The sequence below is a fragment of the Pedobacter sp. UBA5917 genome (assembly GCF_002432345.1).
Taxonomy (GTDB): Bacteria; Bacteroidota; Bacteroidia; order Sphingobacteriales; family Sphingobacteriaceae; genus Pedobacter.
In genome coordinates this window covers 1-22,386 of sequence record NZ_DJDT01000231.1, presented here as the reverse complement: position 1 = coordinate 22,386, position 22,386 = coordinate 1, and the positions used below count along the sequence as shown (strand labels likewise).

At 41.0% G+C, this 22,386-nt stretch carries 11 protein-coding genes and 1 pseudogene; 1 reads left to right on the top strand and 11 read right to left on the bottom strand.

The features are described 5' to 3' along the window. The 7 genes and pseudogenes from B2V92_RS15500 to B2V92_RS15470 form a co-directional block, all read right to left on the bottom strand. Positions 1–568, bottom strand: a pseudogene (locus B2V92_RS15500) (polysaccharide lyase); the annotation flags it as partial. Between the two features lie 396 nt (positions 569–964). After that, the gene (locus B2V92_RS15495; RefSeq protein WP_293309726.1) at positions 965–2,968 is read right to left on the bottom strand and encodes a RagB/SusD family nutrient uptake outer membrane protein; all 2,004 of its coding nucleotides are present in this window, start codon (positions 2,966–2,968) and stop codon (positions 965–967) included. A 29-nt stretch (positions 2,969–2,997) separates the two neighbouring features. After that, complete coding sequence (locus tag B2V92_RS15490) at positions 2,998–6,222, bottom strand: SusC/RagA family TonB-linked outer membrane protein (RefSeq protein WP_293309724.1); 3,225 nt, start codon at positions 6,220–6,222, stop codon at positions 2,998–3,000. Positions 6,223–6,760: 538 nt separating this feature from the next. Continuing rightward, entirely contained in the window at positions 6,761–7,729 is a 969-nt protein-coding gene (locus B2V92_RS15485; RefSeq protein ID WP_293309722.1) for a hypothetical protein, read from the bottom strand. Between the two features lie 44 nt (positions 7,730–7,773). Next, positions 7,774–9,630, bottom strand: a complete 1,857-nt coding sequence (locus B2V92_RS15480) for a RagB/SusD family nutrient uptake outer membrane protein (RefSeq protein WP_293309720.1) — start codon at positions 9,628–9,630, stop codon at positions 7,774–7,776. An 11-nt stretch (positions 9,631–9,641) separates the two neighbouring features. Further along, the gene (locus B2V92_RS15475) at positions 9,642–12,800 is read right to left on the bottom strand and encodes a SusC/RagA family TonB-linked outer membrane protein (protein ID WP_293309718.1); all 3,159 of its coding nucleotides are present in this window, start codon (positions 12,798–12,800) and stop codon (positions 9,642–9,644) included. A gap of 460 nt (positions 12,801–13,260) precedes the next feature. After that, positions 13,261–13,926, bottom strand: a complete 666-nt coding sequence (locus B2V92_RS15470; RefSeq protein ID WP_293309716.1) for a DUF3826 domain-containing protein — start codon at positions 13,924–13,926, stop codon at positions 13,261–13,263. A gap of 369 nt (positions 13,927–14,295) precedes the next feature. Between B2V92_RS15470 and B2V92_RS15465 the strand changes: the two genes are divergently transcribed. After that, entirely contained in the window at positions 14,296–15,165 is an 870-nt protein-coding gene (locus B2V92_RS15465) for an AraC family transcriptional regulator (protein ID WP_293309714.1), read from the top strand. A 126-nt stretch (positions 15,166–15,291) separates the two neighbouring features. Here B2V92_RS15465 and B2V92_RS15460 read toward each other — a convergent pair whose 3' ends face one another. The 4 genes from B2V92_RS15460 to B2V92_RS15445 all read right to left on the bottom strand — a co-directional run. After that, the gene (locus B2V92_RS15460; RefSeq protein WP_293309712.1) at positions 15,292–16,224 is read right to left on the bottom strand and encodes a dihydrodipicolinate synthase family protein; all 933 of its coding nucleotides are present in this window, start codon (positions 16,222–16,224) and stop codon (positions 15,292–15,294) included. 40 nt (positions 16,225–16,264) lie between these two features. Beyond that, positions 16,265–17,839 (bottom strand): sodium:solute symporter, encoded by a 1,575-nt coding sequence (locus B2V92_RS15455; RefSeq protein ID WP_293309710.1) that lies wholly within the window; start codon positions 17,837–17,839, stop codon positions 16,265–16,267. A 98-nt stretch (positions 17,840–17,937) separates the two neighbouring features. Continuing rightward, on the bottom strand, positions 17,938–21,564 hold the full coding sequence (locus B2V92_RS15450; RefSeq protein ID WP_293309708.1) for a malectin domain-containing carbohydrate-binding protein: 3,627 nt from the start codon (positions 21,562–21,564) through the stop codon (positions 17,938–17,940). Then, positions 21,561–22,386, bottom strand: an 826-nt coding sequence (locus B2V92_RS15445) for a glycosyl hydrolase family 95 catalytic domain-containing protein (protein ID WP_349681437.1), incomplete at its 5' end; no start/stop codon positions are given. The genes B2V92_RS15445 and B2V92_RS15450, both read right to left, overlap by 4 nt.

The following is a 22,386-nucleotide window of genomic DNA, read 5'->3' as shown; positions in this document are numbered from 1 at the left end:
AGGTTTCGCCCCTTCTAAAACGCATAAAACGAACGATAACATCATGGGTATTTAGCCAAACCGATTCGCCGGCTACACATACACCGTCGCCAGGAGCGGTCTGTCCGGCAATGGTAATATAAGGTGCACGGATAATTAAGGGGGTTTTAAGCCTGATGATTCCGGCCACGTTGAAAACCACAATCCTTGCCCCGCCCTGTTCGCAGGCATCGCGCAAAGAACCCGGACCACTGTCATTTAGGTTTTTAACTACAATTACCCTTCCGCCATGTCCGCCAAAGCTATAAGCGCCACCACCTTCAGCACCTGGAAAAGCCAGCAATTTAGATTGAGGAAGATCGTTCGGCCTACCTGCCCATGGAATATAGGGTTTACCCTCGGCCGCCTCTTTGGCCATAATGGGTTTAGCTTTTTCCCAGGCAATATCCGAATGGCGGTAAGCCTCTTTAAGTAACGAGTCGGATGATCTTTTTACATCCTCGGGGATTTTTGGATATTGTGCGAAAGAATAATTTGCGGAGAGCATTAATGCTGTTGTAAACAACAGATTTAAAAAGTTCTTTTTCATTTGTGTTTTGCCCGTTAAAGAAGCAAAAGAAATTTAACTGATATTTTTAACCGATGGAATTACCGACCTGGATTTTTATAAATACCGGCTCATTTCTGTTTGTATCTCTGGTTATAAGTTTTGGTTAGAAAGTATATTATATTTCAAATTTGCACGCAAAAAGCGGTGGTTTATGGTATAAATTTAGCTAGCTTTTGTATCATCTTTTCATTTGGTTAAAAGGGCTTCGGAAAACAGAATCTGTTTCTGAAACCATGTTACAAGATAATAATTAATTTTCATATATAAATGTAACATTCTTAAGTAAAAAATAAGGGAAGCAAATTAATGCTCCCCTTTCCCAAAACCAAAATATTAAAAAACAGGGACGATGAGCAAACCGCCCCAAGATCTTGTTTACTTCAACGGATCGAATGTACCGGTGCCGGTCATACTGTCCCACCCTGTAGTTTGCTCTAAATAAGGCGTGGCAGTTAAGGCACTGTTGTTGATGCCGAAGAAATAATATTGCGGATACCATATAAATTTGAAGGCAGGTGCAGATGTCCTGTCTAAATCATCTTTAACCGTAACTTTAAAATAATTATCGTACAGATAATCCAGGTACTGATCATAATTTGTAATTCCTGAGGGATATGTAGTGGCATCACGATCGGCAAGCGGTGCGTTGCCTGTAGCAGGTTTAATCAATGGATCGGCTGTTGCGGCCACATAGTCTGCTCCGGCCGAACTGGTTTTTACTGAAATAAAGAAACCTGTTCTGCGTGTACCATTTAATGGAGTTATACCCAAACGGGCCGCTGTTGGCGAGTTTGTTTCAAATAACATCCATCTTCTTAAATCCCAGAAACGTTTGCCCTCATAAGCCAGTTCGATCTTTCTTTCGTTAAGTACCGCAGCAAAAGATGCATCGCGACCGCTTACCGCTGCTAAACCATAAGCACCATCAAGGTTTTCTACCCCGGCACGTTCCCTGATCAATTTAACATAACCCAAACCTTCGGTTGCCTTATCTGCCCCAACAGCCGATTCGGCCAGGTTTAACAATACTTCTGCAAACCTGATTTCCATAAAGTCGGTCGGGCTCAATTGAAAACTTCCGGTTACGTTACTCGCATTCGGATTTGCTGCTTTGCACAGGTAAACCCCACTTGCATTTGCCCCGGCGATTTCTGTAGTCGCATTATAAGTGGTAACTGCTGCTGTTTTTTTCCAAACATAAGTCCACTGTTTGTAATTGGTATTTTCTTTATATGGCCATAGTGCACCATTGTAAATGAAGGTTTTATAGAAACGCGGATCCCTGTTTTTATAAAACTTGGCCAACGAATAGGCGTATGTAGAACTGCCGGGCTGCTTACCATCTTTCATCGGAAAAGCATCAACCATTTCTTTGGTTGGCGAAACAGAGCCACTTCCCAATATTGTTTTAGAACGTACGGCCTGCTCCCACCCATTGTTTTTTTGAGGATTACCCGTGGTAACGCTATTAAAACCAAAAGAAAATACTGCTTCGGGACTGTTATCTGTAAACCACATGTTTCCCCAGGCAGCACCATTAGCCAGCGAACCTACTTTGTATAAACCAAAACCATTGGCTTCGAGTAAGGTTTTGGCAGCTACATTTGCCTGATAAGCCCTTTCCCATCTTGCCCTATCGTCTGTCCTGTTAAACAACGGACTTGCCCAGGTTAATAAAACCCTGCCTTTTAAAGCTGCAGCAGCACCTGATGTGATCCTGCCGTTATCTGATCCTGTCCATTTTCCTGGCAATAACTGAACTGCAAGATCTAGGTCTTTCACAATCTGTTCGATACATGCCGAAGAAGAACTTCTTGGTACCTGGGTATCATCACCTGAAGATACAATCGGATTCTGTGGTACCAATACCAATGGAACACCGCCATATAACCTAACCAGGTCGAAATATTGCCAGGCCCGCCAGAAATACATCTGCCCTTTTAGTTTGTTTCTGGTTTCTTCAGGGATACCATATTTATCAATCTCCTGGAGAAAAATATTGATCTGTTTCATCCTTGTCCAGGTGTTATTGGCAATGCTGCTGCTCAATCTTGCCCCGAAATATGGCAGATCGTGTGCATTATTGTATGATATGGTTGCCCATTCTTTGTTCCAGTTGGTTTCGCCTGCAAGTTCTTCTGTTGTTTTGGTAAAATCATCGTTTGCGGTGGCGAGGTTCCATGTCATTGCCTGGGCATTGCCCGGTGCCTCGAATAAACCATAAACATAATCAACATAACCCTGTGCCAATGCCGGATCTTGAAAAACCTGTTCGTTAAAGCCGGTATAATCTTGTTTTTCTTCCAAAAAAGTGTCTTTACAGCTGGTTGCTACCAAAACAAGTGAAGCAAACAGATATATTAATTTATTTCTTTTCATTTCTTTAATTATTAATGATCCAACCAACACTATAAAGTTAAATTCAATCCGAAAGAGTATGTTTTTAGATTAGGAAAAACATCAAATGCGGCGTCGCTATCGCGATAGGTGTAAGGATTATAAAAGTTTACCGGATTTACGGCTGTAAAGAAAACCCTTGCATTGCTGATCTTTAAGCTTTCCAATACTTTTTGGGGTATTCTGTAGTTAATCTGGAAATTGGTCATCCTCATACGGAAGGCGCTTACTTTCCAAAAATTTGAGGTTGGCGTTAAGCTGATGGCCTCCCAGTTCGGATTTGGCATAGTACCTGCAGGATTTAATACCGGATCGTATATATCTCCCCAATATGATGGTACACTGGCAAAAGTACGGGCAATAGAATTGTTCATCTTTTTTCTGCCATCTATTTCGGCCCAACCGCCAAACGAACCGGCGATTACACACTCTGCACTTATCCCTTTATAACCTGCCCTGAAAGTCATTCCATAGCCATAGTGGTTACTTGCTTTTTTAGCCAGCTGGATCTGGTCGTTTGAGTCGATAATTCCATCAGGTGGGGCAAAAGTTCCATCAGGCTGAAGCGGTCCCCTCACATCACGATAGTATAACATGCCGGGTTTTAACTGGGTTGGGTTTGCTGTTGTTACCGCTGTGCCAAACACAGATTTAATGTTGTACTGCTGAACATAAGCGTTAATCTCATCTTGATTATGGAACATGCCTATATAATCGTAACCCCATTTACCAACATCGGATGAAGTACCATTGCGTGGATTCCAGGGATATAAAACATCATTGGCATTAAAACTCGAACGGATTACCTTATTATCTGACCACGACATCCTTAAATCGGCGCCATAAGTAAAATCATTACCGATCTTATCGTTCCAGCCCACCTGGAATTCGAAGCCATATAAATTGTTGATGGCATAATTTTCTGCTGCAACAGAACCACCTACCGTAACCGGAACATTTTCTACACGCTCTACCAGAATGTTGTAAGCGTGGTTAAAATATCCTTCTACTGTGGTTGATAATCTATTATTTAAGAATCTTGCATCAATACCTAAGTTGTTTTTGAATTCGTCGCCCCAGGTGGCATCGCGGTTAGGCGAAGCTTCCATTTTATAACCTGTAGTGGTACCGGCATCACCAAAAACCGCACCCTTACCATCCTGGAAAGTGTAACGCTGTCTCCATAACCAGGCTTTGGTTTGGTCGTTGCCCAATAAACCGGCAGAATACCTGATTTTTAAGAAATTAACGGCTTTGGAGTTTTTAAGGAAATTTTCTTCGCTCAATACCCAGCCCAATGAACCTGAATAAAATTTACCCCAATAGTTTTCGGGCGCAAATTTGGTTGATGCATCACTTCTGAATAAGAATTCTGCTAAATATTTTTCGTTATAGCTATAGTTTGCACGGCCTACGTAAGATAAGGTTCCACCTTCGCTTTTGGTTGTAGCACCATCAATTGCGCCTGTGGCTGTAGAAAACTGTCCGTTTGTTGATTGGATAGGGTCTGCCTTTAAAACGTAGTTCATATTATAAACCTGCTCCGATTTCTCAACAGTAAACAAACCACTGAAATTGTGCTTGCCAAACTGCCTGTTGTAGTTTAAAACCAGGTTGGATTGGGTAGAGCTTTGATTGATGTTTGAATAATATAACCTGTTACCGTTAGAGGCCACCACGATTGGTGAAGGCGATGTTCTTAACGGTGCGTTATCGTAAATGTGCTGATTTGTACCTAAACGGGCAAACTCGTAAAGGTTGTATTTGGTACCCACCTGCGAACCTGCTGTACTGCCCATATTCCTGCCGTATATTGCCCTTGCCGATAAACCTTTTACAAATGGGATATCGTAATTAACATTAATGTTTACGGTATAGGTTTTTGTATTGGTGCTGTTTAAGTTGTTTAATTTTTCTACTTCGTAAAAGTGATAAGTTGAAAAATCGTTGGTTGTGCCGGGTAATTTTACCGGATAACCGTTTACATACATCGGGATGTACCTTGGGGCAAGTAATAAATTCCGGTAATCATTATCATCAAGCTCACTACCGATTTTATTAAAGGTTTTAACCAGATCGCTGTTATTTCCGGATACCTGTAAACCTACTTTTAAATTGGTGGCTACTTTAACCTCCGATCCTGCCCTGAAATTCCAGCGCTGAAAATCAAGACTTGCCAGATTTCCGTCCTGTTTAAAATAAGAAACATCGCCAAAATAAGTAGCCTTATCGGTACCTCCGCTTACACTGATGGTGTGACGTGTATTGTACGAAGATTTCCATGCATCTTCCAGCCAATCGTAATCATGATCCTTAAAATAATCAAGCTCATCCTGAGAGAAAAAATTATCGTTACCAGGTTGTGCAGCAGCACCGTTCGGACCATTCATAATGTTATAATACATTCCAAATTGGTATGCACTTAATACTTTCGGCCTGTAAGCCTCATCATTTATAGAATAGTTACCGCTATAACTGATTTTAGGCGCACCAATTTTACCGCGCTTGGTTCTGATCACCACCACACCGTTACCGCCACGCGTACCATAAACGGCAGCAGCACCATCTTTAAGCACAGAAATGCTTTCGATTTCGGAAGGATCTAAATTGTTGAATAAGGTATTATCCGGCGCACCGGTCTGGCTAAGCTGAACAATGTCGTCAATTACATATAAAGGTTGTTGAGAACCGCCATCTTTACCATAAATCGCATTAGGATTTCTAACGGTTAATGTTGCGGTTGATCCCGGGCGCGAAGTACCTCCGCTAACGCCAACGCCTAATAAACGGCCTGCTAACGCGGCACCGATGTTGCTTACAGGAAGATCTTCTACCTCTGATGCTTTAATATCGACTACCGAGCCGGTTAAATGCGATCTCTTCTGTGTACCGTAACCCACAACAACAACGTCTTCAAGGTTTTTATTCTCGGAAACAAGTTTTACTGTTACATTGGTCTGGGTGCCTACCGTTACCTGCTGCCTGATGTAACCGATGTACGAAAATACCAAAACATCGCTATTGCTCTTTACCTGAATGGTAAAAACCCCATCGGAATTGGTGCTTACGTTGCTGGGAACGCCCTTTAAACTCACGTTTACTCCCGGTATTCCCTGTCCGTCGGCCTGGTCGACAACTTTACCCGTTACCTTCCGGTCCTGGGCAAAGAGAATTGTACTTGCAAGCAGCATAAGCAGCAAGGACAAAGAAATTTTGCGTAAAAATTTTAAGTTCATTTTATTATTTGGTTAGTTTGTTATTCTTGTTTCGGAAGATTGTTATCTGCCTTTGTTTGGTGTTCTTTGCTTTAAATCGTTATCTAGTATATAAATACTGGAATGGGTCTATAAATCTAAGCAATGGATCCCTGTAAATAAAACGTCAAAGTAACGTTTATTCGAATTGGAACAAAAAAAAGTTTAGCGTGATTTGGCTCATTATATTATGGTTTAAAATGATAATTTGGTTAGCGGGCTTTAATTTTCAATGCAAAATATTTAACTACCTACATGCAGATCCTGAATAAAATTTTCCCATTCCATACCTGGAAATGGTTTTAAACTTTTCATTCTCTGCTGAAAACTTAAATCTAAAGTATAAATAATTATTTATATATAAATACAATATTCTTAAATAAAAATGTTAAATTTTTAAAATAAGTGTTTTTTAACATCTCAGGCAAGCTTTTAAAATAAAAAAGGAAGCGGCAAAACCACTTCCTAAGAACCAAATATATAAAATTTAAGCAGACGGCAATCTGCTGGGTATACATTACTACCGCTGAAGTTTCACACTCACATTAATATACGGGCGTTTCTGGTTGTCGGATGAAACGGCATTAATATACAACATGCCATATTTACCTTCGGGAGTAAGAAAGAATACGGCATTACCGCCGGCAAGACCATTTGCAGCCAGCGTTGCTGAAGTTTCGTTTAGATTAATGGTGCGTGCTTTTGCCAATGCTTCGATGGTTGAACCAGATATGGCCCCTGTAAGGAAAGCCGTAGCCTGACCGGTAACGGGAGCGCTGAATTTGGTTGTTCTTTTTGGCGACCAGCTGCTGATATCGTAAACCGTAAGCGGATTGGTGGTTACACTTGGCGAATAAAGGTTAACCACATACGATACCACCGCAGGAGTAGAATTGGAGGCCAGTTTTCTATAAATCCCAAAATCTATTTTGGCCGTGTTTGTTGCTGCATTGGTATAACTAAAGGTTGAAGCGTCATTTAATGAAAAAAAGCTTGGAAGCGATTTAGCCACGGTATCGGGCAGATATATATCCCGGTTTGCATAAATCATATAGCTCGGGTTTACTTCTATGGTCACACTTTTTTTGCCATCGCCGATAAATATGCCCTTTTGGTTTAGTGCATATATCCTATAAGTTGTTTTCCCGTCGCGGTTCATGGTTAATTTAATGATATCAGAAAAACTCTTGCGTTTTGAAGCATCGGTAATGTTATATATAATACGTTCGGGCGTTTGCGTACCGGCAGATTTTTCTACGGTATAGGCATACATATCTTCGGAAGCCGAATTGATGGTGAAATCAATCCATACTTCTTCTTTATCGTTCACCACTTTATAATCCGTAACACAGCGGGGATCACTGTTGTTGTAGGTTACGGTTAAATCGGTAAACATGGTAAATATATTTTCGGATTCCTTTTTGCAGGAGCTGAAAATCAGCGTGCCCAGCGCAATGAGGATTATTTTTTGAATGTTATTCTTTTTCATTTTTTAATCTTTTTAATCAGATCATCGAATTGATTGTTTATATGTTAATCCAAAGGATCAAATGTTCCTCCCGGCCACCCGATTGTAGGTGCAATATTGGCCCCGAAATTCACAAAATCGTTATGGAAAGTGTAGAAATAATGGAATTCGGGCACGTTGTACGGCAGGTATGTGGTATTGGTAACCATTACAGTTTTAAAATATTTGTTGTAAGTGGTTTTGTCGTTAACATTAATCGTTTCCCTGAACATTACACCGTTTGTAGTGGTTTCGAGCGTGGTTTTATCAGCCGTTGAGTTGAGTTGGATTTCAAGTTTAGACATATTGCCCGTTAAAAGATGCATGGTACGCGATCTCCTCAGATCGGCGTTACGTTTATTTTCGAAAGCAAACTCGATCTGTCTTTCGCCAAGTATTAAGGTACGTAGGGTTGCAGTACTACCTGCCAAACCTAATCCATAATCGGCATCACCGGCCACTACTCCTGCTCTTACCCTAATCTGTCTGACCAAATCTTTTGCTCCCGCAACATTTCCGGTTTCATTCAAACAATCGGCGTAATTGAGCATTACTTCTGCAAATCTCATTTCTATCCAGTCCATACCGCTTCCGCCCAGGTTATTAGAGTAGCGTACCGATCCAGATGCCAGGCCAGGCGTTGTAAAACGTTTCACATAAACGGCATTACCGTTCGATTCGCCAACTGCAGTATTATAAGTCCATTGTTTTCTGGTTGTATTTCCGCTCAAAGGATACAAACTTCCATTGTTGGCAAATGTTGCTTCGAACCTCGGGTCCCTGTTCTGCCAGAACATGGTTGCATCGTAAGGGAAAGCTGTAGATGTTCCTCTTGGTTTTCCATCTTTCATCGGGTAAGCATCAAGCATTTTGGTAGTTGGGGTATAAAACGAACTGTACGAACCACCTTCTGAGGTTGGCCTGTTGCGGTATTCGCCATCGTGCCCCCTTGCGTTTATGGTGCTTGAATAAGTCCTTACCAATATGGCTTCTGTGTTGGCTGTACCCTCGGTACGGAAAATATCGATGTAGTTTGGCATCAGTCTTTTTCCTGCGGCCAAGCACAGATCATAAGCTTCTTTATTGGCAACAAGGGCTTCGTCCCAGCGGTTTTGCTGGTATGGGTGTTTGGCATCGTTTGTGGGGTTAAACTGTGGACTTGCCCAGTAAAATAATACTTTGGCTTTCAAACATGCCGCTATCAGTTTTGTCATTTTACCCCTGCCATCGCCATCACCTGGATTGAAGCCATCGAGCATGGTTATCGCATTATTTAAATCGGAAATAATGGCATCGAAACATTCTTTTGCGCTTTTCCTTCCGCCGGTGTAAATCGAGTTTTCCAGTTGCTGTTCCAAAATCAGCGGAACGCCACCATAAACCTTAACTAGTTCGAAATAGGTTATTGCCCTCAGGGTATAATATTGCCCCAGGAGTATGCGCTGCCTATCGGTGGCAAGTTTTCCCTTCGGGATATTGGTAATGGCATCATTACATCTGGCAATATCCCAATATTTATTATCTCCGGGGTTGCCACGGTATTGGTTACCCACAAACCTTACATCATTAACACCCAATACACCAACCAGTCCCAGTGCTGCCTTGGTATTATCATTTCCGTCAGGAAAATAACTTTCATCACTGGCAACATGTACACCGTAACGATCGGGAAGTATCTGGAGCGGAAACCATGGAATTACTACGTCGTAAACCCTGTTGAGGTGCAGTTGTACCGAACCTTCGTTATCCCATATTGCGGCATCTATACCTTCGGTATCCGGGAGTAGGAAAAATTCGTCTTTATTAACACAGGCAGGTAAAGCCGCTGCCAATGATAAAATAAGTAAAGATTTTTTTATGCTGTTTTTGAATTGCTTAATCATTGCTCAAAAAATTATAGGTTAACACTTAATCCTAAAGAAATGGTCCTTAACATCGGATAGTCGTATGCGCTGGATGTATATGGATCTTTGTATGGAAGCGGATTTACAAGTGTCCAAAGGTTATTTCCGGTAAGCAGCAGGCGTGCGCCGCCTATTCCGAGCCTTCTTGCAAATTCGGCCGGTGCCTTGTAGCTCAGTGTCATGGTGTTGATGCGGATCATGGTACCATCAACAGCCCAGAAATCGGAGTTTCTGGTTAAAGCCGGGTCGTCAAAACGCGGGAATCTACCTTCCATCGGGTTTTCCGGTGTCCATCGGTCCTGCCAGATGGTTAAGATGTTCCTCGTTGCAGATGGTGCAATCCTGGCCCTGCTATCATAAAAAACTTTGCCTCCAAAACGTGCATTGATATTGGTATTCAGGGCAAAACTCTTATATGTTAAATTAAGGGAGATACCGGTAGAAAAGAATGCATTGGTATTTTTGAACATCGGTAACATATCGCTATCGCTGATCACGCCATCGCCATTGGTATCTTCAAAGTAAAGCCATCCCGGTTGCGGAACGCGGTCGTACAACCTGTAGTTAGGGTATTTTGCCATCCAGGCATCAACCTCTCCCTGTGTTCTGAACATCCCGATGGTTTTAAGCCCAATATTGCCCGAGCTGTACATCCGCGGATCTGTTCCGAACTGAACCTGCCAGTCGGGTGCAACATTATTGATCAGTTGGCCCGGGGCATAAAGTACACGGTCGACTATCGAATTGCCATAGCCAAAGTTCATGCTGGCACTTAAGTTAAGGTCGGTAGTGAGCTTGGCTTTGTAACCGATACTAAATTCAGAGCCCCAGTTATAGGTTTCCCTGTAATTAACAACAGGTGCTGCAGTTCCAAAATATAGAGGGAAAAGGTTGTTTCCGCCCAGATCAAAGGCATCATAATTGCGGTTCTGGAACAGTTCGACACTAAAATCAAGTTTATTATTGAACATGGATGTTTCCAAACCGAAATTGACAGTTCTTTTTCTTTCCCAGGTAATATCGGGATTGGCCAAACGCGAACGGTTTAAACTATTCTGGTTGGAGTTTCCGTAAAGGTATCCGTTGGTTACATCGATCAGGAAGCGGTCTTGCCATAAACGCTGATCTACCCTGTCATCGCCGGTAACGCCAACATTCAGTTTTAATTTAAAGAAGTTGATAAAACTTAAGAAACTGGCATCTTTAAAGAATTTCTCCTGACTGGCTACCCAGCCGATACCTACATTCGGCGAAAGGCCCCAACGGTTTCCGGTGGCAAAGTTTGATGAGGCATCGAGCCTGCCGATAACTTCGAACAGGTATTTTTTATCAAAATCGTAATCGAAACGGCCAAAGAACGAACGTTTTGAAACCGCTGTACGGGCAAAATTCTGACGGGTTAAAGTAGTGGCATCAAAAGCCCAGTACTGATCTATGCCCGGAATCAGCTGGTTGCTGTAACGTACTGTAGACTGCTGTGAATTACCTTCGCTCTGCTCGCCCCCAACCAATAGGTTAACGGTATGTTTTGCCAGGGTTTTGGTGTATTGCAGGGTTAGAAATCCCTGATAGCTGTTATTTTCGGATACTCCGGGTGTGATGGTTGCACCGCTAGCGCTTGTGGGCTCAAAATATGATGAGGTTGACGAGGTATTAACCAGCTGATCGGTAAATAATTCCTGATTGTTTCCTCTTCTGATGTAATTATAGAGTTTGTAAGGAGGAATATACTGGGTAGCTTTTGAAGAACCGCTCGCCTGCGAAACCTGGAATTTAGCCGTAAAACCTTTTAAAAAGGTAGGCTCATAGGTTAAACTGGCATTAATGCGGTAACCTTTAGAGCTGTTGTTGTTGTAATAACCAGATTCTGCTACGGCTTTCGGATTGATCAGGTTATTATAATTTACATAATTTCCGTTGATGCTGATCGGAACCCATCTGGGTATACTTACTATCCGCTCAAAAAAACCGGCATCTTCATTTGTAGCGTTATGATGCTGCTCGCGTGTATTGTAATCGACGTTAAAATTCACATCGGCTTTTAAGCCGTTTAAAAATGATGCCGTTACACCACTGCGGAATCCGTACTTGTCGAATTTCATTCCTGCATAATTCGCATTTTCGCTCTGATAGTTTCCACCTGCAAAAAAAGTAATCCTGTCGCTTCCGCCTGAGATGCCAACATTGTGCCTTTGCATGGCCGAAGCCTGCCAAACTTCGTCATACCAGCTTTTGTAATTTAATGTTTTGATATATTCTAAATCTTCGGGCAGAAAATAAGCAGATAGTGCTGCGCTCTGCGTACGGTAAGTATCGTTTAAGAGTAAGGCATGATCGTAAGCCGATAACATTTCGGGTGTTTTTGCGGCATCCGAAATCCCTAAATAACCATTGTAGGTAATGTTCGGCTTTCCGGTTTTACCTTTTTTTGTAGTAACCAAAATTACCCCTTTTGCACCCGAGGCACCATAAATTGACGCGGAGGCATCTTTTAAAAAGGTTAAATTCTCAACCATCGAGGCATCTATATTATCGAAGGCATCCCTGGTTACAGTAATACCATCCACAACATAAAGTGGTTCGTCTGTAGCACCGCTTAACCTGGCCTGATCAGACACCGTTGAATTCCGGATGTTAAAAGTAATTGGTGAACCCGGACGTCCTGAAGTTTGACTAACCCCCACACCGGCAATCCTGTTCCGCATAGCCCCCGCCAGGTTTGGTGCAGGAATATCCTGGATTTCGCTACCTGAAATGGTGGCTACGGATCCTAATACCTCACTCCTTTTTTTGGTGCCGTAACCGATTACCACTACCGCTTCGTTATCTAACGACTGACTGTCTTCTACAAAACTGATGGTAATATTGCTTTTACCAGCCAGGGGTACAATCTGCCTAACATAACCTACGTAAGTGAAAACGAGCGCATCGGTTGAGGGGTCGGCTATCAGGGCAAACTCGCCCTTATCATTGGTGCTCACATTGTTGGTTTTGCCCCTGATACCAACGGTTACACCGGGTATGGGCTCCCCATCCTTTTTATCAATAACCTTACCGGTAATCTGTCGCTGTTGTGCGTACAATGACGTCCCGATAACTGTCATGAGTAATAAAACCCAGGAAAATTTACGTAAAAATTTTAAGTTCATAATTTGTTATTTGGTTAGTTTTAAGGCAAAAGGCAGCCTGTTAACTGCGGTTTGCGGTTAATTAGTTGATGTTTTTTTTGCAGCATTATGCTACAATCCGATCGTGATTATGATTAGTTAAAATTGTTGTTTTTCGGGGGAGGATGATTTGGTAGTGATTGGTTAAACGTTATAAACGCTTAAATGATGATGGCTCATTTTTCATAATTTTCGTCAATTTAGTTCCTTTGGTTAGAAAGTAATTCCGCAACTATTTCTAGCATGGAATATGTTTAATTTATAGCTGATATTACATTTATAACCGTAGACCTTATCTGAAACCTATGATTAAAATCAATGTAATAACACAATGCTGATTACTTTATTTAAATATAATTAATTTTCATATATAAATGAAATATTCTTAAATAAAAAATGTTAAAAAAAATGGGGCTTGTATCTTCCCCATGTTTTTCTGGTATTAATTGGCTTCAGCCTTTGCTTTACGCCTCTTTTCCCATTCTATGCCTTCTTTTTTAAGGTCGTAACCTGCTGCCGACAAATAATTGTTAATGCGTCCTTTGTACTTACCAAACCAGGCATGCTTTTTATCAGACGACTCCGCATCCATAGCATGTTCGCGTGCTTCGGTTAACCAGATCAGTATCTGTTTTTTCTGATCATCGGTTAACGTTAAAATCTCTTCCTGGTAAGCTTTGTAGGTAATTGGCAGTACATTATAGGTCATGCCGTTTTTTACCAGTTCTACCTGATCATTTGTTAACTGTGCAGAAAGTTTGCCGATGTATTTTTTATGAAGTTTATTTAAAGCGGCATCAACTGTGCGTGCATCTTTTGCAAGGGCCGAATCGCGTTCTACTTTATTGTCTTTATTTTTTTCTTTGATTGCTTTAACCCTGTTATCACGGTCAGCATAAATATCATTCAGATCACTGTATTGATCGCGTACAATGATGGTTACCTTTTCGGTTTTCTTTGCATCACTAATGTTCAGGTTGGCCACAATTTTAGCTGCACGGTCAGTAATCATTTTAGTGTATGCTTCCTTATCGGCCGTATTATTCTGGGCGTAAACCGCGGTTAGACAAGTGAAAATTAATAATATGGTAAAAATGTATGATTTCATATTTATGCTTTTTTAAAATGGAGTGTTTTATCTGTGAAAATATATTCAGAAAGATTAATTTTCTGAAACAAAGTGAAGGCTGGTAACACCTTAAATTCCCATCCTAAATTAGCATAATTTCTTTTGATTTTGCAGGTCTCATAATTTATTAATAAACAAAAAATTTACAGGAAAATAATTTGTCGGTTTATATTTTGGTTACACCTAAGCGGCTGTATACAAAACTCAGCAATGAAAAACACTATTTTCTAACTGTTTTTAGCAAATTAATATAGGATATTATCATTTAACTCGCTAACTTAGGCCTGCTGTGCGGCAATCTGTTAATCCCGAAAAACGCCGGCACTAACCAAATATTTTAAGCTCACAATGAAACCCCATTTTCATAAAGTACCCATTACTTTACAAAGTTCTTTCAGTATCCGTCATGACATTAAGCCCGATTTTGGAAATATCTGGCATTACCATCCCGAGCTCGAACTGCATTATGTGATCAAAGGCGAAGGTGTGCGTTTCATCGGCGATAATATCAGTAATTTTGTGCCTGATGAGATGGTACTTTTGGGTGAGAACCTTCCCCATACCTGGCGCTGTAAAGATGAGTATTTTCAGAATAATCCCGAATTGACCACCGAAGCAATGGTAATCCATTTTCTCCCCGATTGTTTGGGGAAATATATGCTTACGCTGCCCGAGGCCTACCTTCTTCCCAAATTGTTTGAAAAGGCCAAAAGCGGAATGGTGATTAAAGGTAAAGCCAAGGATAAACTTGTTGATCTGATGCGCGCAGCTGTTGATGCAACCAACCTCGACCGCATTATTATTTTGCTCTCTATTTTAAAAACATTGGCCGAAACAGATGAATATTCGACAATTGTAACCGGTAAAAATACCTTTTATCAAAGCAACGAGTCCGAAACGCTTCGCATCAATAAAATCTGCAACTATACACTCAGCAATTACAAAAAGGACATTACACTTGAAGAAGTGGCCTCGCTGAGTAATTTAAGCGTAACTTCTTTCTGCAGGTATTTTAAACTGATGACAAAAAAAACGTATTATGATTTTCTGATCGAAATCAGGGTAAGTCATGCCTGCCGTTTCCTTATCGAAAACAAGCTGCCCACCGAAATGATCTGTTTCGATTGTGGTTTTAATAACGTATCGAATTTTTACCGTCACTTTAAAAAAGTGACCGGGATGACACCACTGGATTATAAAAGAAAGTATTTGAATTAATTTTTTAAGACCTTATAGGTCTAAAAAACCTATAAGGTCTGTTGAATGCTTAAATAGCTATACGATTCTATCGTTTGTAAACGATAAATTATTCAACGCTCGTTAGAAACGAGCGTTAGCGTTAACTTATATAAAAACCTTAATATCCAGATTATTTCTTAATAAAATATAATCATCCAAGAGTGTTTCTACCGCTTTAACTACTTTTGGGGTAAATGCACCTACATTTCTACGCGTGAAAGTAGAAATGTTCAGCCCACGCTTTTGCAGGAAATATTTAGAAACCACCGGATACACATTGTGCATCACCTCCATATTGTCGGTTAAAAACTGCTGTACAACCTGTACTTCTTCTTTAAACGATTCATCATTATAATGGTCGCAAAGCCACACAATCAGTTCAGGGAAATAATTGCCCTGTATGCAGGATAAACCCGAAGAACCTGCTTTTAAGGATTCGACCGCATGAACCATGTAAGCATCGTACAGACCAAAAGCTGCCCCATTGGTTAATCTGAGCTTTTCTTTGATCTGCATCAGATCCAGACTTGTATCTTTATGGTAAATTATCCTGCCCGTAGATACAAAATCAGCTAATTGTTTCGGTTTTAATACTCTTTTGTATGGAACAGGGCATTCGTAAAAACCAATCGGAATATCTTCGGTTTGGTTGAGGAGATCGAAAACACGATCGTTAAATACCTCATCTGGTTCATTTTCATCGGCCAGTAAACTGGTTATGGCAATTACGGCTTCTACACCTGTACCGCTCACGGTTTTTACAAAATCGGCCTGTTTAGCAATTTCTCCTCCAAAAGTTCCGGTTGCAACTACAGGTACAGCACCGTTTACCACTTTTACAATATGTTTTATAGCTAAAATCCGCTCCTGATCACTTAATTCGAACATTTCGCTCGAGAGGCAATTGGCAAATAAACCCGACGCACCCGCCTGAAGGTAAATTTCGGTAAGCTGTGTTAAAGCGGGGTAATCGATATTTCCATTGCTCAAAAAAGGCGTGAGCATAACCGGGATGAACCCTTTTTGTGAGTTTTCCATTGTGTTTTGATCTAATAAATGTGCTTTTAGTTTGTCCCGATTAACTTTGGGGGACTGTTTCTGTGTTTTTCCTTTTAATTTTCGTGAGGAACAATCCCGTTAAGAAAATAGTTAAAGTTCCCATTACGATAATCATATTTTTATGTAGCGGATTTCTAAAAACTTCATATTCCGGAGGAAGAAGTGAAGAAAATGTCATCCATATAATTACAGCGATGCCAATAATAGTAGCGGTAATGGCTTCATGGTTTTTGGTCTGCCGGCTTATTATACCCAGGAGAAATAAACCCAGCATACCGGCTGCAAAAATACCCGAAAGTTCCCACCAAATGTCCAAAATGCTTTTTACACCGATCATCGCAATTCCGGTAATCATCCCCAGTAAACCAAAACCCACTGTAGCAATGTGCAGAAGCGATAAATTCTGTTTTTCGGTTATATCAGGTTTAAAATATCTTTTATATATATCAACCGAAAAAACCGTTGCAGAAGCGTTCATGCCCGAGCTTATGGTACTCATTGCAGCTGATAAAATGGCCGAAACAATCAGTCCCACTAAGCCTGCCGGAATTTTAGTGACCATAAAATTCGGCATAATCTTATCGCCGTAATCTGACGGGAGCAATGTATTTTGCAGCCTCAATATTTCTGCTGCCGAAGCATTTAATGGCAAACGTTCGATGGCTACTTGGTATTTAATCGATTGCAACAATTCCGGATTGACCTCATAATAGGCATATAAGCAAGATCCTATAATAAAAAAGAGCAACGACGCCGGAATATACAACCAAACACATAGCCATATTGATTTGGAAGCCGCTTTGCCTGATGATGCGGTATGGTAACGCTGGATGTAGTTCTGGTCCATCCCAAAATTGTTCAGGTTGATAAAAAAACCATAGAGCAGTACCACCCAAAACGATGAGCTTACAAAATCGGGTTTAAAACTCCCCAAGCTGAATTTATCGGCTGTTTTTCCAATTTCTACAATTTTAGATACACCGCCGGGCATGTTTGTGATAATAAGATACAAAATGAGCAGCGCGCCGAATGTTTTTACAACCGCCTGTACCACTTCTGTCCATATTACTGCTTCAATTCCTCCCAAAACAGTGTAAACAATGATGCAGATGCCCATCACAATCATAATTATCTGCATGGAATAACCAGTAAGTGCCTGTAAACTTAAAGCAATCCCAAAAAATATAGATCCCATCCTCGCCAGTTGTGTAAGCAGAAAACAAACAACGGCATAAACCCTTGCCCAGGCACCGAAACGTTTCTCTAAATGGGTATAAGCCGAAATCTCTCCGGTACTACGGTAAAATGGCACAAAATATTTAGCGGCCACCCATGCGGCCAAAGGCATGGAAATACTGAATACAAATGCATTCCAGTTGCCCCCAAACGATTTACCGGGAACGCCTAAAAAGGTATTGCTGCTTAAAAATGTTGCATAAATGGATAAACCTATCGCCCATCCGGGAATGAGGCCCGAAGCTTTTGTAAACTGTTCGGAATTTTTATTTTTTCGCGAAAAATAAACACCAACCAATATCATCGCAACAAGATAAATGAAGATGATCGTTAGATCGAATACAGGTAAACCTTTCATTACTTGTTGGCTCGTTTATTAATTTGGTTAAAACAAATATGCATGGCTAAATACCAGCATTAATATAAGATTTTGGCCAGCTATTGTACCATATTATCTTATTGAACATCTACGGCATCTACAGCTAATCCCTTACTTTCTGTAGCAATAAGCCGTACTTTATAACTTCCGGCATTAATCATGCTTCCGGTATTGGTATTCAGGTAATTCCATTTCCCTTTTTTGGTTGGTGCAAATTCTGCCACCTCGGTTTTCATCAGGGTGCCATCGGCTGATAAAAATTCGAGCCTGGCTTTTAAAGGCTGATCAGTAGGATTATGGTATTTGATGGTTAAAGAATAGGTATCGGCTACACCAACTGAAATATTCCAGGTTAAAGCTCCTTGATCAGTTGCATTAAAAACTACCCGGACTTTATCCATCAAAACCTTTTTTGTAATTTCTTTTCCTTCCAAAATACCATCGATAGCTTTGTAGGTTGTGGTACTTTTTAAATCGTAAGCGGGTTGTAAATGGGTAACGGGCAACACAAAAACTGTGGAGGTACGGCTATCAAAAATAATTCTTTCGTTTGGATTTAACCTTTTGCGGTAAAGGTTAAATGTTTCGTCGTTACTGTTGTTTAAAGTGCTTTTGGTATCTTCAAAACCTTCCGGGATGCTGCTGTTTTTAGCAAGTGCAATAAAAGTGTCGACAGAATCAGTTGCAGTAAATTCAATCCCCTCCTGACCGCGTATAAACTTTAACCATTCGGCGCCATATAAATTTGAAGGCAGGTTGGTGAAAGTTGAAAGTTCAGCTTTAAACTGTTCCTCCCCAATATCGAGCCAGCTGTTAAGCTCGGCATTTTTTATCCCTTTTAAAAGCGATTGGCCTGCAGATGCAGGTTTAATATCCTGTTTTAAACTCGCTATGGAAATAGCAGAAATTACTGCCTGCGCCACTTTTATTTCAGGAAAATTAATATCCAGAAAACCACCTTTAATAGTTGTTCTGATTGATTTTTTAAGTAGCATGTTGCTTCCCGTTTCTTTCCAGATATCCAGATCTTTGATTACGGTTTTACCGTTAAAAGCGACGTTAAATAAACGCATGGCTTTGGCGTTATAACCGCCACCAATGCCCAGCCAGGGCTCTATAAAGTAAAGTTCTACCAGATATTCTCCATCCGGTAATGGGAAATGGTATTTCAACTGATCTCTTCCATATCTGAAAGTCTGAAAAAGCTTCCAGTCTTTGGTACCACCAATGGGCTGAAAAGTACGGCGCTGACTGGCAAAAAATGCAGGAACACCTGGGAAATCAGCTGTCCAAGATGTTGAGCCATAATTATCAATAGCAGTTAAATTTCGGTCGGCAGACCATTTATTGCCGTTACCATCGATATAATCGCCACCCCCGCAATTGATACGGTATACGTAATTGTAATTTTTAGCTGGAAGGGTTAGTTTTTTATCGGTGATTAATTTATCAAAATTAGGACTTTGGGGTAAGTTTTGAAGTACGATCTGATCTTTAGCAACAGCTTTTCCATTAACATAACCGATTGCATAAAGTACGTTATATTTAATTTCAGGTTTATTCCATTGGAAATGTGTACCAACCGCACCTCGTTTTCGCCTGCCGAGCGATTGTCCGTTAATATCGTTAAAAAGCTCTACCTCATCACAATTGGAATAAACCACAATACTATCTTTAATTCCGGGTTTGTTCCAGCGGTTTGGCCAGGTATGCGAAACAATATAAACCATCGGATCGGTTTGTTTTGATGCATAATTAGCCCTGAATAGGTAAAAAACATCGGTTGGCTCTTCCCAGGGCGTAAACATGCCCTTATAATTTACAGGTCCCACCCGGTCCAGATCTCTCAAACCCTCGCCGCCCTGTACCCTGCCGGGGTTATCGTGCGAGCTGTAGAGCCAAAAAAAGTGTCCGGCAGTTTCATTCTTCACCGATTCTGCCAAACGGACTTTGGTTTCCATTAAATCGGTCATTTTATTTTCGGTATAACCTTTTCCATTTGCATCGGTATCATGCAGATCGATGGTTCTCCATGCACCGTATTCGCCAACTAAAACCTGTTTTTTAAGGTCCTCGCCGTAGGTAAGTGGATTACCGCCATATGTACCGGTCCAGTTTTGCGGAACATCCCAATCGGTTCCTTTGCCGCCATTGCAAGTGGTTACCTTTCGTTGAGAAGAAGCTGTAGGATCAAGTTTCCTGATCAGTTCGGTACATTCTTTAGCGAAATCTTCGGGCAAGGTACTTTCGTTTTCCAATCCCCACAAAACAACTGCCGGACTATTCCGCCGTTCTTTAACCCAATCGGTTAAAAGCGTTTTAAAATTCTTCCTAAATTCAGGCGTGTTGTACCAGATATGTGCTGCCATTTGCGTCCAACATAAAATCCCCTCCTTATCCCAATATTCTGAATAAAGTAAATTGTGTGGTTGGTGGGCGTCGCGGAAAGCATTAAAACCTGCGGCTTTGATCTGCATTACCCTTGATCTGATCTGTTCGTTACTAAAAGCATGGCTTTGCCCTATTAAATGTTCGTATTCTGCAATTCCATTGATAAAAACTGGCTTTCCGTTCAATAAAAACTGTTTTTGACCAGCCTGATCACCTATAGGCCAACTGATCCAGCGAATACCATAAGGCGTTTTAAGTTCATCTACAACTCGTCCATTTTCGGTAATGGTAGTCTGTAATGTATAGAGGTAAGGATTTTCTAAAGACCAAAGTTTAGGATCGATGATCTTATCAGTCTGCTGATCGATCTGAATTTCTTTTCCAGCCGGAACCGAAACTGCTTTTTTAAGTGCCTGTACCTGCTTTCCGCCTGCATCGAGTAAACGATTGATAATGATGACATTTTTAGCTTTTAAACTATAGTTTTTTAAGCTGCTACTTAAATTTAAAACAGCCGATTTTTCGGAAATCTTGTTGTCGTTCCAAATGTGGATCCCAAAAGGTTCAATGCGGATGTCGTTGGTGACCATTAAATGTACCGGTCGGAAAATCCCCATCGGTTGCGAGCCTTCAGAAAAGCCACGTTCTGTTGAACAGCCACCATCAACCCAGGGTAAATCCTGAATGTTTGCCGGATGATCGGCCCGAACGGCCAAAATATTTTCCTGGTTATTGAGTTTTATTGCCGAAGTAACATCAAGGGTAAAAGTTGTCCTACCACCTGCATGATACCCCACATTTTTGCCATTCAGCCAAACGGTGGCATATGATCCTACCCCTTCGAAATATAAAAAGAACCTTTTACCCAGTTTAATTTCGCTTGTTCTGAATGTTTTACGGTACCAGGCATAACCATGTTTATTCCCATGAAGTTTACGCTGATAGCCTTCGTATTGGTCCCAGTTATGCGGAACATTTACGTTTTTCCAGTTTTGGGTTTTGTAGTTAACATCCTGAAAACCGTCATAAGCATTTTTGCTTTTTTCGTCGGCAATGGTGAGCCAGCCGGAATTTAATGAAACGCTTTTTCGGGGTTGAGTTTGTGCGTGGACGAAATTGATACCAAAAAATAAGATAATAAGTAAAAGTATTTGTCCTGTTGGTTCGTGGCGACACGAACCATGGCGTCGCACGAGGTTTCTACCGAAGTTTGATGTGGTTGTGTGCTGGCAAACTTCGGAAGTTTCACTTATATTAAATACTGACGAAATCTTCCTTCGCTCAGTCCCTTTAGATTTCGTAAGTAAGTTCATCGCGTTTTCAAATCTCCATCCAATTTGTAGGTTTCACCAGCTTTGGTTTCAAAACTGATGTTGTTATTTTTGTAATGGATTTTACAATTTCCACCTGTTTTCGATTTTACAATGATTGAGCTTAACAATCCATTTGCCCATTTTAGATCCAATTCAAATCCGCCGCGGGCCAGTAAACCTTTAATTTCTCCATTAGGAATGGCCGATGGTAATGCAGGCAAAATATCAAGATAACCCTGATGGCTCTGTACAATCATTTCTGCAATGCCGGCAGCACCGCCAAAGTTTCCGTCAATCTGGAAAGGTGGATGTGCATCAAAAAGGTTAAGATATGATCCTGCTCCATTATTGGCAGGTTTCATTAACATTTTAATCAGTTTCATGGCATGATCGCCATCTTTAAACCTTGCCCAAAAGTTAATTTTCCAGGCTAAACTCCAGCCTGTAGCCTCATCGCCGCGGTAAAGTAAAGATTGCTTTGCAGCCTGCATCATTTTTTCATTGTTATCCCAGGTGATATCGTTCCCCGGATAAACACCCCACAAGTGCGAAACATGACGGTGTTTACTCGCTGTATCGTCAATATCAGTTAACCATTCCTGTAATTGTCCGTATTTACCGATCTGGTTCGGTGCAATCTGTTGTATTTTCTCTTTTAGCGATTTACTAAAATCTTCATCTACATTAAGTACTTCGGCAGCTGCAACACAGTTTTTAAAAAGCGAACGGATAATCTGGTGATCCATTGTAGGGCCGGCAACCAAGCCCCCATTTTCGGGCGAATTAGATGGTGTGCTGATCAGCCAGCCTGTTTTCAGGTCT

Excerpts from the sequence above, each read along its gene's own strand:
- B2V92_RS15495 (WP_293309726.1), bottom strand. The coding sequence starts at position 2,968 with ATGAAAAGAAATAAATTAATATATCTGTTTGCTTCACTTGTTTTGGTA.
- B2V92_RS15490 (WP_293309724.1), bottom strand. The coding sequence starts at position 6,222 with ATGAACTTAAAATTTTTACGCAAAATTTCTTTGTCCTTGCTGCTTATG.
- B2V92_RS15485 (WP_293309722.1), bottom strand. The coding sequence starts at position 7,729 with ATGAAAAAGAATAACATTCAAAAAATAATCCTCATTGCGCTGGGCACG.
- B2V92_RS15480 (WP_293309720.1), bottom strand. The coding sequence starts at position 9,630 with ATGATTAAGCAATTCAAAAACAGCATAAAAAAATCTTTACTTATTTTA.
- B2V92_RS15475 (WP_293309718.1), bottom strand. The coding sequence starts at position 12,800 with ATGAACTTAAAATTTTTACGTAAATTTTCCTGGGTTTTATTACTCATG.
- B2V92_RS15470 (WP_293309716.1), bottom strand. The coding sequence starts at position 13,926 with ATGAAATCATACATTTTTACCATATTATTAATTTTCACTTGTCTAACC.
- B2V92_RS15465 (WP_293309714.1), top strand. The coding sequence starts at position 14,296 with ATGAAACCCCATTTTCATAAAGTACCCATTACTTTACAAAGTTCTTTC.
- B2V92_RS15460 (WP_293309712.1), bottom strand. The coding sequence starts at position 16,224 with ATGGAAAACTCACAAAAAGGGTTCATCCCGGTTATGCTCACGCCTTTT.
- B2V92_RS15455 (WP_293309710.1), bottom strand. The coding sequence starts at position 17,839 with ATGAAAGGTTTACCTGTATTCGATCTAACGATCATCTTCATTTATCTT.
- B2V92_RS15450 (WP_293309708.1), bottom strand. The coding sequence starts at position 21,564 with ATGAACTTACTTACGAAATCTAAAGGGACTGAGCGAAGGAAGATTTCG.